This is a genomic window from Kitasatospora sp. NBC_00240 (assembly GCF_026342405.1).
Lineage (GTDB): Bacteria > Actinomycetota > Actinomycetes > Streptomycetales > Streptomycetaceae > Kitasatospora.
The window spans coordinates 5112966-5128329 of the sequence record NZ_JAPEMU010000001.1; the positions used below are offsets into that span (position 1 = coordinate 5112966).

Sequence of the window (15364 nt, forward strand, 5' to 3'; positions counted from 1 at the left end):
GGGGCCTGCGTCCGACCCCCGCCAGGGCCTTTCCGAGGCGGAGCGAGTCTCCGAGACGGAGCGAGTCTCCGAGGCGGACCTAGTGCTGGGCGCCGACCCGCGGTGCGTGGACGGCGGCCGCCGCGGAGGCGCCGGCCGGGCAGCCGCCGGGGCCCGCGGTGGTCCGTACGGCGCCGACCGGCAGCAGCGTGCCGCAGGCGATCCGGATACCGTTCGGCAGCTCGTTGTCGGCCTCGACGGTCGCGCCGTCGCCGATCACGGCGCCGTCCAGCGAGGTGCGGGCTCCGATGACGGCGTAGGCGCCGACGATGGAGTCCTTGACGAAGGTGTCCGCGGCGATGGTCGCGCCCGGCAGCACCACGCTGCCCTCGACGATCGCGCCGGCCTCGACCACCGCGCCCTCGGAGACCACGGTGCCGGAGCTGAGCACGGCGCCGGGGTGCACGCTGGCGCCGGGCAGCAGCAGCGCGTCGCCGGTCGGGCCGGGGACGGCGGGCGAGTCGACCTTGCCGAGGACCAGGTCGGCGGAGCCGCGGACGAACGCGGCGGGGGTGCCCAGGTCGAGCCAGTACGAGGTGTCCACCACGCCGCGCAGCAGCGCGCCGGTGGCCAGCAGCTCGGGGAAGGTCTCGCGCTCGACCGAGACCTCGCGGCCGGCCGGGATGCGGTCGATCACCGAACGGGTGAACACGTAGCAGCCCGCGTTGATCTGGTCGGTGACGATCTGCTCGGGCGTCTCCGGCTTCTCCAGGAACTCCAGCACCCGGCCGTCCTCGTCGGTCGGGACGAGGCCGAAGGCCCGCGGGTCCTCGACCCGGGTGAGGTGCAGGGTGACGTCCGCGCCGGCGGCCACGTGGCCGTCGCGCAGGCCGGCGATGTCGACGCCGGACAGGATGTCGCCGTTGAAGACCAGGACCGGCTCGTCGGGGCCGCAGGTCAGGCCGGACGCGGCGTTGCGGATCGCGCCGCCGGTGCCCAGCGGCTCGCGCTCGGTCAGGTAGACCAGCTCGATCCCGTACGGGGTGCCGTCCTGGAAGTGGTCCTCGAACACCTCGGCCAGGTAGGACGTGGCGAGCACGACCCGGGTGACACCGGCGGCCGCGGCGCGGGCCAGCTGGTGTGCGATGAAGGGGACGCCCGCCACGGGGAGCATGGGCTTGGGGGTGTGGGTCGTCAACGGGCGCAGTCGCGTGCCCTTGCCGCCGACCAGCATGATCGCCTCGGTCATGGTCTGCGCTGTTCCCCTTGTGCTCCGGTGTGGCGCCGCCGCCGGTGCGGCTGCAGCCCCCGCTGGTGGTGGTCCCCGCCCGGTCCGTCCGGGTGCGGGACAGACCCGCACGGCGCGGGTCAGGCGCCTACTGTATTTCCTTCCCGCGGCGGCCCGGTCAGGCGCCCGCCCGATTGGCGGGACGTCCAGCCGGACGAGGCCTTGGACGGGACGCCGGACGAGACCCCGGGGGTGGCCCGGGCAGGCCCCGGCCACGGCCCGGGCGCGGCCCCGGGACGACCGGGCCCGGCCGACGCCGAGGAGGCGCGGACCGGGCCCGGTCGTAGTAGAACCTGTGGTCGAACTTGTAGCAGAACTGTCGAACGGCGCCGCTCCCGCGGCACCCCGCCCGGCCGGCCCGCACGGGTGGCGGGCCGGCCGGCAGGGGTCAGGCGTCGACGGTCTCGGGGGCCGCCTCGGCGGTCGGCGCCGCCTTGACGGACTCCAGCAGCAGCTGGGCGACGTCGACCACCTTCAGGTGCTCCTTGGCCGCGCCCTCGTTCTTCTTGCCGTTGGCCGAGTCGGAGAGCATCACCAGGCAGAACGGGCAGGCGGTGGAGACGATGTCGGGGTTGAGCGACAGCGCCTCGTCCATCCGCTCGTTGTTGATGCGCTTGCCGATCCGCTCCTCCATCCACATCCGCGCGCCGCCGGCGCCGCAGCAGAAGCCGCGCTCCTTGTGGCGGTGCATCTCCTGCTGGCGCAGGCCGGGGACCTTGTCCATGATCTCGCGCGGCGGGCTGTAGACCTTGTTGTGCCGGCCCAGGTAGCAGGGGTCGTGGTAGGTGATCAGGCCCTCGACCGGGTTGACCGGCAGCAGCTTGCCCTCGTCGATCAGGTGCTGCAGCAGCTGGGTGTGGTGGATGACCTCGAAGTGGCCGCCCAGCTGCGGGTACTCGTTGGCGATGGTGTTGAAGCAGTGCGGGCAGGTCGCGACGATCCGCTTGGCCGGGGCGTCCTCCAGCGCGGCGTTCAGCGTCTCGACGTTCTGCGCGCCGAGCATCTGGAAGAGGAACTCGTTGCCCAGGCGGCGCGGGGAGTCGCCGGAGCAGGTCTCCTCCTTGCCGAGGATCGCGAACTTGACGCCCGCGGTGTGCAGCAGCTCGGCGAAGGCCTTGGTGGTCTTCTTCGCGCGGTCCTCCAGGGCGCCGGCGCAGCCGACCCAGTAGAGGTACTCGACCTCGGCGGGGTCGATGTCCTCACCGATCACCGGCACCTCGATGCCGGTCTCCTTCTTGAGCTCCTTGACCCAGTCCAGACGGGCCTTGGTGGCCATGCCCCACGGGTTGCCCTTGTTCTCCAGGTTCTTGAGCATCGTCCCGGCCTCGGTCGGGAAGGAGCTCTCGATCATCACCTGGTAGCGGCGCATGTCGACGATGTGGTCGATGTGCTCGATGTCCACCGGGCACTGCTCGACGCAGGCGCCGCAGCTGGTGCAGGACCAGAGCACGTCCGGGTCGATGACGCCGTTCTCCTCGGCGGTGCCGATCAGCGGGCGCTCGGCCTCGGCCAGCGCGGCCGCCGGGACGTCCTTGAGCTGCTCGGCGGTGGCGATCTCGTTGCCCTCGGCGTCCTTGCCGCCGCCGGCCAGCAGGTAGGGCGCCTTGGCGAAGGCGTGCTCGCGCAGGCTCATGATCAGCAGCTTGGGCGACAGCGGCTTGCCGGTGTTCCAGGCGGGGCACTGGGACTGGCAGCGGCCGCACTCGGTGCAGGTGGAGAAGTCGAGGATGCCCTTCCAGGAGAAGTGCTCGACCTGGGAGACGCCGAAGACGGCGTCGTCGGCCGGGTCCTCGAAGTCGATCGGGGCGCCGCCGCTGGTCATCGGCCGCAGCGCGCCGAGGGCGACGGAGCCGCTCTCCTCGCGCTTGAAGAAGATGTTGAAGAAGGCGAGGAAGCGGTGCCAGGCCACGCCCATCGACGGGTTGACGCCGATGGTGGTCGCCCAGGCGAAGGAGATGCAGATCTTCAGCATCGCGAACAGGTAGATCAGGTTTTCCAGGGTGCTGTGCGAGAGGCCCTTGAAGGCCAGCACCAGCGGGTACGAGATCAGGTACGCGGCCTCGTAGGACTCGACGCCGGCCAGGGCGCCCTCCAGGCCGCGCAGCACCATGATGCAGATGCCGATGCCGAGGATCGTGTACTCGACGTAGAAGGCCTGCCAGGCGATCGAGCCGGCGAAGCGGGACTTGCGGCCGGCCCGGCCGGGCAGGCTGAGCAGCCGGATCACGATCAGGGTCGCGATGCCCAGCGTGGTCAGGGTGCCGACCAGCTCGGTGAAGATCTCGAACGGCAGCCAGAGGCCGATCACGGGGATCGTCCACTCGGCGTCGAAGAGCTGCCCGAAGGCGGTGACCAGGGTGGTGATCAGGGTGAAGAAGCCGACCGCGACGAACCAGTGCGCGACGCCGACGACGCCCCACTGGTTCATCCGGGTGTGGCCGAGGAACTCGACGGCCACCGTCTTCGCCCTCAGCACCGGGTTGCCGGTGCGGGTGGCGTCCGGCGAACCGGTCTTCACCACCTTGTAGATGTACGCGGCCGCACGGGCGGCGAGCGCGGTGCCGATCACAGTGGTGACCAGCGAGATGACGATCGCTGCTAGCTGCATCGGCTCTCCGTCTCCTGCGGCTGGGGTCGAGCTGTGTATAGAGGGGTCCGACCGATTGTACTCATCGGTAACTTGCAGGTGGACCTCGGCGGAGACTATCGCTCGTTAACGCCCGTTCAGAAGATGCGCAAGGTATGGCGGCAGTCACTAAGGGCTTACTCACCCGTTTGTCTGAGGCATGTCCCGCCAGGGGGGTGGCCGGCGGGCGAGCCGGACCCGCTCGGTCGCGGGCCATATTCGAGTGTGCCCGCACCGCCGCGCCGACCGGCCCGTTCGGGCGCGTCGCGGCATGCCCTACAGATAAGCGCGCAGTAAAGTTGAGTGGCAACGGCTCAAGCCTGTTGACGCTCCCGATCTCGTCAGGCATGCTTGAGCCCGTAAAGCTCAACTCTTCCGTGGAGGTATTTACGATGGCACGCGCGGTCGGCATCGACCTCGGTACGACGAACTCGGTCGTCAGCGTTCTGGAGGGCGGCGAGCCCACCGTCATCACGAACGCCGAGGGCGCTCGGACCACGCCGTCCGTCGTCGCCTTCGCCAAGAACGGCGAGGTGCTGGTCGGCGAGGTCGCCAAGCGCCAGGCGGTCACGAACGTGGACCGGACCATTCGCTCGGTCAAGCGCCACATGGGCACCGGGTGGAAGGTCAACCTGGACGGCAAGGACTTCAACCCCCAGCAGATCAGCGCCTTCATCCTGCAGAAGCTCAAGCGGGATGCCGAGGCCTACCTGGGCGAGACGGTCACCGACGCCGTCATCACCGTTCCGGCGTACTTCTCGGACTCCGAGCGCCAGGCCACCAAGGAGGCCGGTGAGATCGCGGGCCTCAACGTCCTGCGCATCGTCAACGAGCCCACCGCGGCCGCGCTGGCGTACGGCCTCGACAAGGACGACCAGACCATCCTGGTCTTCGACCTCGGCGGCGGCACCTTCGACGTCTCCCTGCTGGAGATCGGCGACGGGGTCGTCGAGGTGAAGGCCACCAACGGTGACAACCACCTCGGTGGTGACGACTGGGACCAGAAGGTCGTCGACCACCTGGTGAAGGTCTTCCAGTCCGGTCACGGTGTCGACCTCTCCAAGGACAAGATGGCGCTCCAGCGCCTGCGCGAGGCCGCCGAGAAGGCGAAGATCGAGCTGTCCTCGTCCTCCGAGACGTCGATCAACCTGCCCTACATCACGGCCTCCGCCGAGGGCCCGCTGCACCTGGACGAGAAGCTCACCCGGGCCCAGTTCCAGCAGCTCACCGCCGACCTGCTGGAGCGCTGCAAGACGCCGTTCCACAACGTCATCAAGGACGCGAACATCTCGCTGTCCGAGATCGACCACGTCGTCCTGGTCGGTGGCTCGACCCGCATGCCGGCCGTCGCCGAGCTCGTCAAGGAGATGACCGGCGGTCAGGACGCCAACAAGGGCGTGAACCCGGACGAGGTCGTCGCCATCGGCGCCGCCCTGCAGGCCGGTGTCCTGAAGGGCGAGGTCAAGGACGTCCTGCTGCTCGACGTCACCCCGCTGTCCCTGGGTATCGAGACCAAGGGCGGCATCATGACCAAGCTGATCGAGCGCAACACCACGATCCCCACCAAGCGCTCCGAGATCTTCACCACGGCCGAGGACAACCAGCCGTCCGTGCAGATCCAGGTCTACCAGGGCGAGCGCGAGATCGCCTCGTACAACAAGAAGCTCGGCATGTTCGAGCTGACCGGCCTGCCCCCGGCCCCCCGTGGCCTGCCGCAGATCGAGGTCACCTTCGACATCGACGCCAACGGCATCATGCACGTCGGCGCGAAGGACCTCGGCACCGGCAAGGAGCAGCGGATGACCGTCACCGGTGGCTCCGCGCTGCCGAAGGACGACATCGAGCGCATGATGCGCGAGGCCGAGCAGTACGCCGAGGAGGACCACAAGCGTCGCGAGTCGGTCGAGACCCGCAACCAGGCCGAGCAGCTCGTCTACTCGACCGAGAAGTTCATCGCGGACAACACCGACAAGCTCCCGGCCGACGTCAAGACCGAGGTCGAGGCCGCGATCGCCGAGCTCAAGGAAGCCCTCAAGGGTGAGGACATCGCGGCCATCCGCGAGGCCACCGAGAAGGTCTCCACCACCGCCCAGAAGCTCGGCACGGCGCTCTACGCCAACGCCGACGCCTCGGGTGCGGCGGCCGCGGGTGACGGCGCCTCGGCCGGTGCCGCCGCCGACGACGACGTGGTCGACGCCGAGATCGTCGACGACGAGAAGCCCAAGGGTGGTGCGGCATGACGGAGAAGCCGCAGGGCGCTGAGCCCGGCGACGACTCCGCCGCCGAGGAGGCTGTCCTGAAGGCTGCCGAAGAGGCGGTCTCGGGCGGAGCCTCGGAGGAGCTCGCCGCTGCCAAGCGTGAGCTGGCCGAGCGCACTGGTGACCTCCAGCGCCTCCAGGCCGAGTACCAGAACTACCGCAAGCGGGTCGAGCGGGACCGGATGACGGTCCGCGAGATCGCGGTCTCCAACATCCTGGAGAGCCTGATCCCGGTGCTGGACGACATCGGCCGGGCCCGCGAGCACGGCGAGGTGACGGGCGGGTTCAAGTCCGTCTCCGACAGCCTGGAGACGGTCGTCGCCAAGCTGGGCCTGCAGCAGTTCGGCAAGGAGGGCGAGCCCTTCGACCCGACGATGCACGAGGCGCTGATGCACAGCTACTCCTCGGACGTCACCGAGGACACCTGCGTGCAGATCCTCCAGCCGGGCTACCGGATCGGCGAGCGGATCATCCGCCCGGCGATGGTCGCGGTCGCGGAGCCCCAGCCGGGCACCCAGACCACGTCCGCGCCGGACGACGCCGAGAAGGCGGCGGACGGCGACGCCGACAAGGCTGACGGTGGCGCGGAAAGCTGACACCCTGTGCGCTGCGGGGTCGTACGTCGTCCAGTACGGCGAACGGCTCCGCAGCGCCGTATCCACGGGCGGTTCCGGCGCGGCGGTCAGCCCCGCCGGCGCCGCCCGCGGGTACCACGGACCTATTGACTCTGGGAGGTGGCGGCAGCCATGAGCGGCAAGGACTACGTGGAAAAGGACTACTACAAGGTCCTCGGCGTGCCCAAGGACGCCACCGCAGCCGAGATCAAGAAGACCTACCGGAAGCTGGCGCGGGAGTTCCACCCCGACGCCAACAAGGGTGACGCCAAGGCGGAGGACCGCTTCAAGGACATCTCCGAGGCCTACGACGTCCTCTCGGACGAGAAGCGCCGCAAGGAGTACGACGAGGCGCGGACCCTCTTCGCGAACGGCGGCTACCGGGCCGGCGGCCCCGGCGGCGGCAACTACAGCTTCGACTTCGGCGACCTCTTCAGCGGCACCCAGGGCGGTCCCGCCGGCGGGGGCGGCGGGATCGGCGACGTCTTCGGCGGCCTGTTCGGGCGGGGCGGGCGACAGGCCCAGCCGCGCCGCGGCGCCGACGTCGAGACCGAGGTGACCCTCAGCTTCGAGGAGGCGGTGGACGGCGCGACCGTGCCGCTGCGGATGACCAGCCAGGCGCCCTGCCGCTCCTGCAGCGGCACCGGGGCGCGGGCCGGCACCACACCGCGGGTCTGCCCGACCTGTGTCGGCGCCGGCACCGTCAGCCGGGGCCAGGGCGCCTTCGCGCTCTCCGAGCCCTGCCGGGACTGCCGCGGGCGCGGCATGATCGTCGACGACCCGTGCCCCGACTGCCACGGCAGCGGCCGGGCCAGCTCGGCCCGCACCATGCAGGTGCGGATCCCGGCCGGGGTCCAGGACAGCCAGAAGATCCGGCTCAAGGGCAAGGGCGCCCAGGGCGAACGCGGCGGCCAGCCCGGCGACCTGTTCGTCCTCGTGCACGTCGACCCGCACCCGGTCTTCGGACGCAAGGGCGACAACCTGACGGTCAGTGTGCCGGTGTCCTTCCCCGAAGCGGCCTTGGGCGGCACCATCGAGGTGCCGACGCTGAAGGGCCCGCCGGTGAAACTCAGACTGCCCGCGGGGAGTGCCAACGGCCTCACCCTGCGGGCCCGTGGCAAGGGCGCCACCCGCAAGGACGGCACCCGCGGGGACCTGCTGGTCACCGTGGACGTCGTGGTACCGCAGCACGTCTCCGGCGACGCGCTGACGGCTCTGGAGCAGTACCGCGAGGCCACCGCCTCGGACGACCCGCGGGCCGCCCTCTTCCGGGCGGCGGAGGGAGCGTGACCAGCTCATGAACCGTGACTCGATCGGCGTCGGCCTCGGCGACGGCCTCCCCGGAGGCCCCCGTCCCGGCCGGCCCACCCGCAGCCCGGCAGGCAACGCCGCGTACGTGCTGACCGAGGACACCCCGGTCTACGTGATCTCGGTCGCCGCCGAGCTCTCCGGCCTGCACCCGCAGACCCTGCGCCAGTACGACCGGCTCGGCCTGGTCTGCCCCGACCGTACGGCCGGGCGCGGCCGGCGCTACTCCGCCCGGGACATCCAGCAGCTGCGCGAGGTGCAGCGGCTGTCCCAGGACGAGGGCATCAACCTGGCCGGAATCAAGCGCATCATCGAGCTGGAGAACCAGGTCGCCGCGCTGCAGTCGCGGATCACCGAGCTCGCCGATTCCCTGGAAGGCGCCGCGAGCGCGCTCCAGCAGCGCGAGGCCGCCGTGCACGCCTCCTACCGCCGGGACCTGGTGCCGTACCAGCAGGTCACGCAGTCCAGCGCACTCGTGGTCTGGCGGCCGAAGCGGTAAAGCCGGCATTGTCATGGGCAGGTCGCCGACGGTCAATTCCACCGAGCGTCGGCGACCTTCGGCCGCCCCCGAACTTGTTCTGCGCACAACATCTTTCTTGCTCCCCGCGCCGAAAAGCCGGATCGTGGACGGTAGTGCGAAGCGTCAACTCCTATACGGTATTCACTGGTATCAGGGTGGGTGAGTACGGCCGATCTTCCAGCTATCGGCCTGGCGGGGGTCAAGGAGCCATAAATGGGCGGCACCGATGAGCCAGGAGTGACCGAGGGCGGACTTGGTGTTCTGTCCGCGGGTGCCCGGTCGCTCTACCTGTCGGCGGTCCGGTCGGGAGGCCGGCTGGTCCCCGCCGAGTCGGGGTGCGACGGCACCAGCCAGTTGCGTGAGCTGGTGGAGATCGGCCTGCTGGTCCCCGACATGGACGACCCCGGGGTCCTGGTGGCGGTCGACCCGCGGCAGCTGACGGCCGGCCTCTCCGCCGCCTGGCAGCGCAAGGCGCTGGAGCTGCTCAGCCGGTCGATGGCCCTGCCCAGCGACTTCCAGCAGCTCAGCCAGGCTTACAGCGAGGTGGGTGCCGACCCCCACGAAGGCGGTCCGGTCGAGCACCTGGTGGGCAAGACCGAGATCAACCAGCGCCTGTCCGCGCTCTTCGAGGGCAGCACCAAGGAGATACTCAGCGCCCAGCCCGGCGGCGGGGCCAGGTCGTTCCCCACGGAGGCGGCCATAGCGCTCGACGTGGGCATCCTGCGGCGCGGGGTGTCCCGGCGGACGATCTACCAGCCGAGCACCCGCTACTCGGCGCCGACCAGGCACTACGTCACCGCGATGACGGCCGAGGGCGGCCAGGTCCGGACCTTGGACGAGCCCTTCACCCGGCTGATGATCATCGACCGGACGGTGGCGGTCATCCCCGGCAGCGGCGACACGGAGCGGGCCGCGTTCATCCGCGACGAGGCGGTGATCGGCTACCTGCTGAGCCTCTTCGAGGGGTGCTGGGAGCGCGCCATACCCTTCCTCGGCAACGGGGACGTGCCGCCGGAGGTCGTGACCCGGCTGCGCCGCAACATCATCCGGATGATGCTGCAGGGGGTCGGCCACCGGGTCATCGCCCGCAACCTGGGCCTCAGCGAGCGAACGCTCGCACGGCACATCGCCGAGCTCCGCGAGGAGAACGACGCCGAGACCCTGTTCCAGCTGGGGTGGAAGCTCTCGGAGAGCTTCCACCGGCTGCCTGAGGCCGACGGCGAGCTCGACTGACGGAGCGGCCCGGGATCAGGTCCAGATCAGGTCGCCGGGCGAGGACTGCACGGCGGGGCGGGGGTTGGCGACGGTCCAGATCAGGTCGCCGTCACTGTCCGGCTGCGGCGCCGGCTCGGGCGCCACGGTGGCCGGCTCGACCGACGAGGCCGGGACGGACCTGTTCCAGATGAGGTCGGCGCTCGCCGGGCCGGAGCCGACGAAAAGGGCTGCTCCGGCGAGGAGGGCCACGGTGACGAGACGACGCGCCTTGCGCACAAGACCACTTCCTTCAAGATCAGGCCTACATGACTACTGCGGTTCACATTCGATCGACTGTGCCCGCCGTTGTCCAGGAACGGCAATCGATTCTGCCGGATTCCTGATCCTCAATCTTTCGAAGCGAAGCTAACTCTGGCAGATGGTCGGCAGCAGCAGTAGGGCGGGGGGCTGTCATCTCTCTGCCAGGCAGCCAGATGACACCGCGTGACAGTGGACGCCTTTGCGGTGCTTGTTGGACGATCAGCTCATGGTTTCCGCAGACCATACCAGGCATATCGCCACATATTGATCCGTCAACCAAAACTCAACACTGGCATCCGAATGCCGTGAGCGTCGGTCACCGCCAGCCCGAAAGCCCGCAGGCCGACCTGAGCCCCCGCTCCGGCCGGCCATTCCCCCGGAGTCGACATGAGTGAGCCCTACCAGCGCGATCACGCCGGTCATGCCCCCGAGGGCCGGCGAGCCCGAGTGTTCCTCGCCGCGCCGTTGATGCGACTGACCGGGCCTGCCGACAGCGTGGTGACCCTGGCGAGCCGGACCAGGCTGACCACGCTCCGGTCCACGCTGCTGCGCAGCGGTGCCGCCGTGTACAGCGCCCACCACAGCGACGCGTGGACGGTGGCCGGCCGGGCCCCCGAGCCGCGGGTCCCCTCCGACTTCCGCGCGCTGCAGACCGCCGACCTGGTCTTCGCGTACGTCGGTGCGCCGCTCAGCGCCGGGGTCAGCCTGGAGCTCGGCTGGGCGTCGGCGCTGCGCAAGCCCGTTGTGCTGCTGGTCGACGAGGCCATCACCCACAACCCGCTGATCGCCACCATCGAGCAGGTCGCCCCCGTGCTGCCGCTGGTCTTCGACGACACCTGGTCGCAGGAGGCCCTGCGGCACACCGTGGAGACCGCGCTCGACTGGGCCGGCATGGCGCTCTCGCTGCGCGAGGGCTTCTGGACCGCCCCCGGCGAGCACTTCACCATCCCGCGCCAGCAGCCGCCGGCCGTGGGACCGTTCGACTTCTGGGCCACCGGCGCCGCGACCGGCTGACCCCCCGGCACCAGCTTCCGCCCACCGGGCACACCCCGGCTCCCCGCACCCGCCGGCCCGGCCGGCAGAGTCACACGGCGTCGTACCGCTCCCGCAACCCCGGGCGGCGGCCGGCAACCGTACGCTCACCAGGTCCTCCCGACTGCTGATCACCCACGGGGTCACCCCCCGGGACGGCAGCCGCCCGAGCCGGACGTCGGCAGACCGCCCGCACCCGCGCCCCGCGCCGGGCACTCCCCGGCGGAGCCGCGCGGCCCGCTGCCGGCCGTGTGCGCGGCGCACCACCGGCACGCCGACCGCCGCCAGGCAGCCCACCGCCGGAAACCGCAGCACCGCCGGATCCCCGACCGACGCCCGTGCGCGGTCCGCACCCCCGGGGACGACCGCCGGCCGGCGGTCCCGGGCGGGCACCGGCCCCGGCGGTCCGTCCAGGACGCGGGACACCACCATCGCTCCACCCGCCCCGGCAGGACCGGCCGGCCTCGTGGCACCGGCCCGGGCCGCCGGGCGGCACAGGACCGGCGCGCGGCCGGCGTCCCCGCCTCGGCGGCCGACCGGGACGAGGCCGACCCGATCGGCCGGACAAGGCCCGGCGGGAGTGCCCGGCAGCGCCGCCGCAGACCTCGGCCGGTGCTCCGCCCCCACCCGGGCGAGCTGCCGGTGGATCGCCGCCGGTCCGTGCGACATCCGTACCGGCGCCGCGGTCCGGCCGTACGCGGGCCGGGCCGGGACGTCCGGCGGGCGGTGCGCGGCGCGCTCACTCACCCCGGCCGCCGCGCATCAGCCAGCCCAGCTGGAAGAGCGTCTGGGCGCCGTGCCGCTCGCGCAGCCGCGCGATGTGGGCGGCCACGGTGCGCTCGCTGAGGCCCAGCCGGGTGGCCACCGCGCGCTGGGTGAGCCCGGTGGCGAGCAGGCGGCCGACGCGGTCGGCGGCCAGGCGGGCCGGCCCCTTGGCCGCCGTCGGCTCCCACTCGACCGAGTCGGCCCGGGCCCAGTCGCGTTCGAAGACCGCGACCAGGAAGGCGACGGCGGCGGGGTCGGAGATGAACGCGGCCCGGCTGTGGTCGTCGGCGGCGGGCACCACGGCGATCGACCGGTCGATGATGATCATCCGCTGGAAGGGTTCGTCCAGGACCCTGAGCCGGGCCCCGAGCCGGGTCACCTCCAGCGCGTAGTCGGCGGCGCTGCCGTCCAGGACGGCCGTCGGCTGGTACAGCGTGCGCAAGGTCCGCCCGCTCAGCAGCAGGGGGACGTCCTGACGCAGGGACAGCGCCATCGTGGTGGCCTGCCGGGTGCCGGGCTGCGCCGTGAGCAGGCCCTCCTGGCAGTCCGAGAGCAGTTCCGCGATCCGGTGCCGGATGGCCTCGCGGCCCTGGACCAGGGTGGTGTCGCCCGGCTGGTCGGGGAGCCGGGGAACGGCGTCGTAGGCCTTGGTCAGACCGTCCAGCGCGGTCGGCAGGCCTTCGGCCCGCACCAGCAACCGGGTTGCCTCGGAGCGCAGTTCGGCGCCGAGCCGGTCGGTCACGGCGCGCGGGCTGACCGCGGTGTAGGAGGCGTCCACCGCATTCGGCATCAGCAGACCGGTGTCGAGGAGCTGGCGCAGCGCGGGCTCGGCCGAGGGGGCCACCGCGCTGACCGGGATCCGTCCGCCCTCGGAGAGGATCGCGAGGTACAGCTGGCGGGCCGGCTCGTCGGGCACGCCCGGGGCCTGGCCGGCCGTCGGATCCGCGGTCACTCGAACAACTCCCTGCCGGATGTCCCTCAACGTCCGATCATGATCGCAGGGCTCGTGCATGTCCGCGATCAAGGACGCCGCTGCCGACGGCCCCCCGGGCCGGCCGTGCACCCGCACGCCCGGCCCCAGGGGTCCGCCGGTGAACGCCAAGTGCACGGCGCTTCCGGTGAGGCGGAGCAGCAACGCCTCGCCGGTACCGGGGACGGAGGCCATCACCACACATGGCATCCTCCCGGCGCTCTTCCCCCCGTGTGCGCCGGCACGGACGTGCCGGGCGCACCCATGCGAAGAGCAGGTCGCCATCATCGGGCCGCGATTGCCCGGACGACTTGGCGTGTCTCCAACCATCACAGTGTGTCGGCCGGTGAACAAGTGGCGCCTGATTGCAGGTTTCCGCAAGTGCAGGAACTTGCAGATGACCACAGTGCCGACCTCGGGGAAATTCACCGCGTTCCGCGCATTTCCGCGGGCCGGCTCCGAGTGCGCCCGACCGGCCGAACGGTCATTCGGCGCAGAAGTACGAGCGGCAGTACGCCTTCCCCCCCTTCGAGCGGATTTCCGACGTCGCCGGAGGGCCCCGGGAGCGGGCTGCCCGGTGCCGGCCGCCCGGCCGCCCGGCGACGCCCGGCCACCACCCGTACAGGCGTTGTTCCGGCGGCCGTCCCGGCGCCGTCGCGCGGCGTGGGCAGGGTGCTGCGTGTACGAGGCGGACGGCGGTGGAACGAAGTGGCGTCGCCGGGTCCGGAGTGGTTTGATCCGGAGTGCTGTGCGTCATGTTCTGTGGGGGAGTGGGCTTTTCATGGGGGACTCGCCGGTACGCCGGAGACCTTGGGCTGGCGGCGCCGCGACGGCGTTCTCGGTGGCCGCACTGGCGACCGCGGCGGGTGCCCTGCCCGCACTGGCCGACGGCTCCCGGGCCCTGTTCACGGTGACCGCGAGCGCGCACACCCTGGTCGCACCCGCGGCGGGCGGCGACGGCGGCTACTCCGACCTGCTGGTCTCCTTCGCGGCCGACGACGGCAGCAGCACCCTGGCCGGGGTCAAGGTCGCCGTCGACGGCCGGCAGTTGGCCCACCTCGCGGAGCTGAACCTGCCCGCACCCTGCGCCTTCACCGACACCGAGCACCTGCAGGCACTCTGCGCGCCGGGGGACTTCGCCGACGGCGGCGGACACCTGACGCTGGGCGTCCGGGCCGCCCCGGGCGCCGTGGCCGGCGCGGCCGGGAAGATCCTGTTCACCGTCACCGCCAGCAACGCCGCGGTGAACCGCGCCTCCGGACGGGACGTCACCGAGGTACGCGTCGGTGAGGGCCCCCAGCTCTCCGTCGCCCGGCTGCCGGTGCTCACCCGGACGAAGGCGGGCGCCGCCACCACCCTCGCCACCGGCCTCACCAACCAGGGCGACCGCGACGCCCACGGCGTCCTGCTCTGGTTCCGGATACCCGAGCGGTACGCCCCGGCCGCCGCCTTCGGGGACTTCGGCAACTGCCGCTACCCGGACCGCCCGGCGGGCCTGGTGCTCTGCCGCTTCGACGACGCCGTGGTCCGCCCCGGCGAGGTGCTGCGCCCGTCCGTACCGGTGGCCCTGGTGGCCGGTGACGATCCGCGCGACGGCCGGTTCGAGTACGGCGCGGACGTCGCCGGCGGGCCGACGGACCGGCAGCTCACCGCCGCCCAGGGCGCTGCCCGGCCCGGCGCCGGGGCGCCGCTGACGCTGACCGCGGGCCCGGCCGGCGGCTTCGGCGGCGAGGCCGCCTTCACCTACCTGGAGACCGGTCGGCGGTACGCGCTGGCCGCGGTGGCCGGCGACGTCACGGGCATCCAGGGCGCGACAGTGCCGGCCACCTTCGCCCTGCGCAACGACGGGAACGAGCCGGCGGCGGCGGGCGGCGGGCGGACGGCCGACGGTGACCCGCCCGGACTGCTGGTGAGCTTCCCGCCCGGGGTCGAGGCGGCCGGCGCGCCGGCCGAATGCGCCGAGCGGCCCGCCGAACCGACCGTCTACCTGTGCGCACAGACCCGGACCCTGGCGGCCGGGGAGTTCCAGACCTACACCTTCCAGCTGCTGCTCGCCGAGCCGCTGGACCGGGCGCCCGGCCGGGCCTCCGTCCAGGGCCAGGCCCTCGCCGGCGCCGCCCTGTTCACCGTCACCTCGGGCGCCGCGCCGGCGCCCACCACGATCCGCGGTTACACCGCCGCCCCCGGGCCCGCGCTGCACGCGGTCGTCCCGGCCACCGAGGAGACCGGCCCCGAGCCGTCCGCCCCGTCGCCCACCGCGGTCACCGCGGCCCCGGTGGTGGCGTCCCCGAGCTCGCAGGCCACCCTGGGCGCCGGTCTGGCCGAGACCGGCGGGGGCACCAGCGGGCTTTCGCTTGCCGCCACCGGCGGGCTCGCCGTGGGCCTCGGCCTGGGACTGATCGCCATGGCCGCCCGCCGCCACTGGGCCGGCAGCCGGGGCTGAGCGCTCGGCCGGTGGCGGTCGGTCGGGTCGAGGGGCGACCAGGATC

The 15364-nt window shown here is 72.0% G+C and carries 10 protein-coding genes and 1 pseudogene; 7 read left to right on the forward strand and 4 right to left on the reverse strand.

Annotated features, from left to right (window positions below; genetic code table 11):
• Positions 1-154 precede the first annotated feature (154 nt).
• Both OG689_RS21655 and OG689_RS21660 read right to left on the reverse strand, forming a co-directional pair.
• Positions 155-1228 (reverse strand): annotated as a pseudogene (locus OG689_RS21655) (sugar phosphate nucleotidyltransferase); the annotation flags it as partial.
• A gap of 427 nt (positions 1229-1655) precedes the next feature.
• Positions 1656-3875, reverse strand: a complete 2220-nt coding sequence (locus tag OG689_RS21660; RefSeq protein WP_266322575.1) for a (Fe-S)-binding protein — start codon at positions 3873-3875, stop codon at positions 1656-1658.
• Positions 3876-4285: 410 nt separating this feature from the next.
• Here OG689_RS21660 and dnaK point away from each other — a divergent pair, with 410 nt between their 5' ends.
• The 5 genes from dnaK (at position 4286) to OG689_RS21685 (ending at position 9826) form a co-directional block, all read left to right on the forward strand.
• Positions 4286-6133, forward strand: a complete 1848-nt coding sequence (dnaK, locus tag OG689_RS21665; protein ID WP_266322576.1) for a molecular chaperone DnaK — start codon at positions 4286-4288, stop codon at positions 6131-6133.
• Positions 6130-6747 carry a nucleotide exchange factor GrpE gene (gene grpE / locus OG689_RS21670; protein ID WP_266322577.1) on the forward strand — a complete coding sequence of 206 codons (618 nt, stop codon included), beginning with the start codon at positions 6130-6132 and terminating at the stop codon, positions 6745-6747. The genes dnaK and grpE overlap by 4 nt, the downstream gene beginning before the upstream one ends.
• Positions 6748-6897: 150 nt before the next feature.
• A complete protein-coding gene (dnaJ, locus tag OG689_RS21675) occupies positions 6898-8055 on the forward strand; it encodes a molecular chaperone DnaJ (protein ID WP_266322578.1) in 1158 nt (385 codons plus the stop codon).
• A 7-nt stretch (positions 8056-8062) separates the two neighbouring features.
• On the forward strand, positions 8063-8572 hold the full coding sequence (locus tag OG689_RS21680; RefSeq protein ID WP_266322579.1) for a helix-turn-helix domain-containing protein: 510 nt from the start codon (positions 8063-8065) through the stop codon (positions 8570-8572).
• Positions 8573-8806: 234 nt separating this feature from the next.
• Positions 8807-9826 carry a helix-turn-helix domain-containing protein gene (locus OG689_RS21685; RefSeq protein ID WP_266322580.1) on the forward strand — a complete coding sequence of 340 codons (1020 nt, stop codon included), beginning with the start codon at positions 8807-8809 and terminating at the stop codon, positions 9824-9826.
• A 15-nt stretch (positions 9827-9841) separates the two neighbouring features.
• Here the strand turns inward: OG689_RS21685 and OG689_RS21690 are convergent, their stop codons facing one another.
• Positions 9842-10084 carry a hypothetical protein gene (locus OG689_RS21690; RefSeq protein ID WP_266322581.1) on the reverse strand — a complete coding sequence of 81 codons (243 nt, stop codon included), beginning with the start codon at positions 10082-10084 and terminating at the stop codon, positions 9842-9844.
• 411 nt (positions 10085-10495) lie between these two features.
• Between OG689_RS21690 and OG689_RS21695 the strand changes: the two genes are divergently transcribed.
• Positions 10496-11122: a hypothetical protein gene (locus tag OG689_RS21695; RefSeq protein WP_190210976.1), complete on the forward strand. Its 627-nt coding sequence runs from the start codon at positions 10496-10498 to the stop codon at positions 11120-11122.
• Positions 11123-11879: 757 nt separating this feature from the next.
• On the opposite strand, the gene OG689_RS21700 is transcribed toward OG689_RS21695, so the two are convergent.
• Entirely contained in the window at positions 11880-12857 is a 978-nt protein-coding gene (locus OG689_RS21700) for a LuxR C-terminal-related transcriptional regulator (RefSeq protein WP_266322582.1), read from the reverse strand.
• An 859-nt stretch (positions 12858-13716) separates the two neighbouring features.
• Between OG689_RS21700 and OG689_RS21705 the strand changes: the two genes are divergently transcribed.
• Entirely contained in the window at positions 13717-15318 is a 1602-nt protein-coding gene (locus tag OG689_RS21705) for a hypothetical protein (protein ID WP_266322583.1), read from the forward strand.
• Positions 15319-15364: the final 46 nt, after the last annotated feature.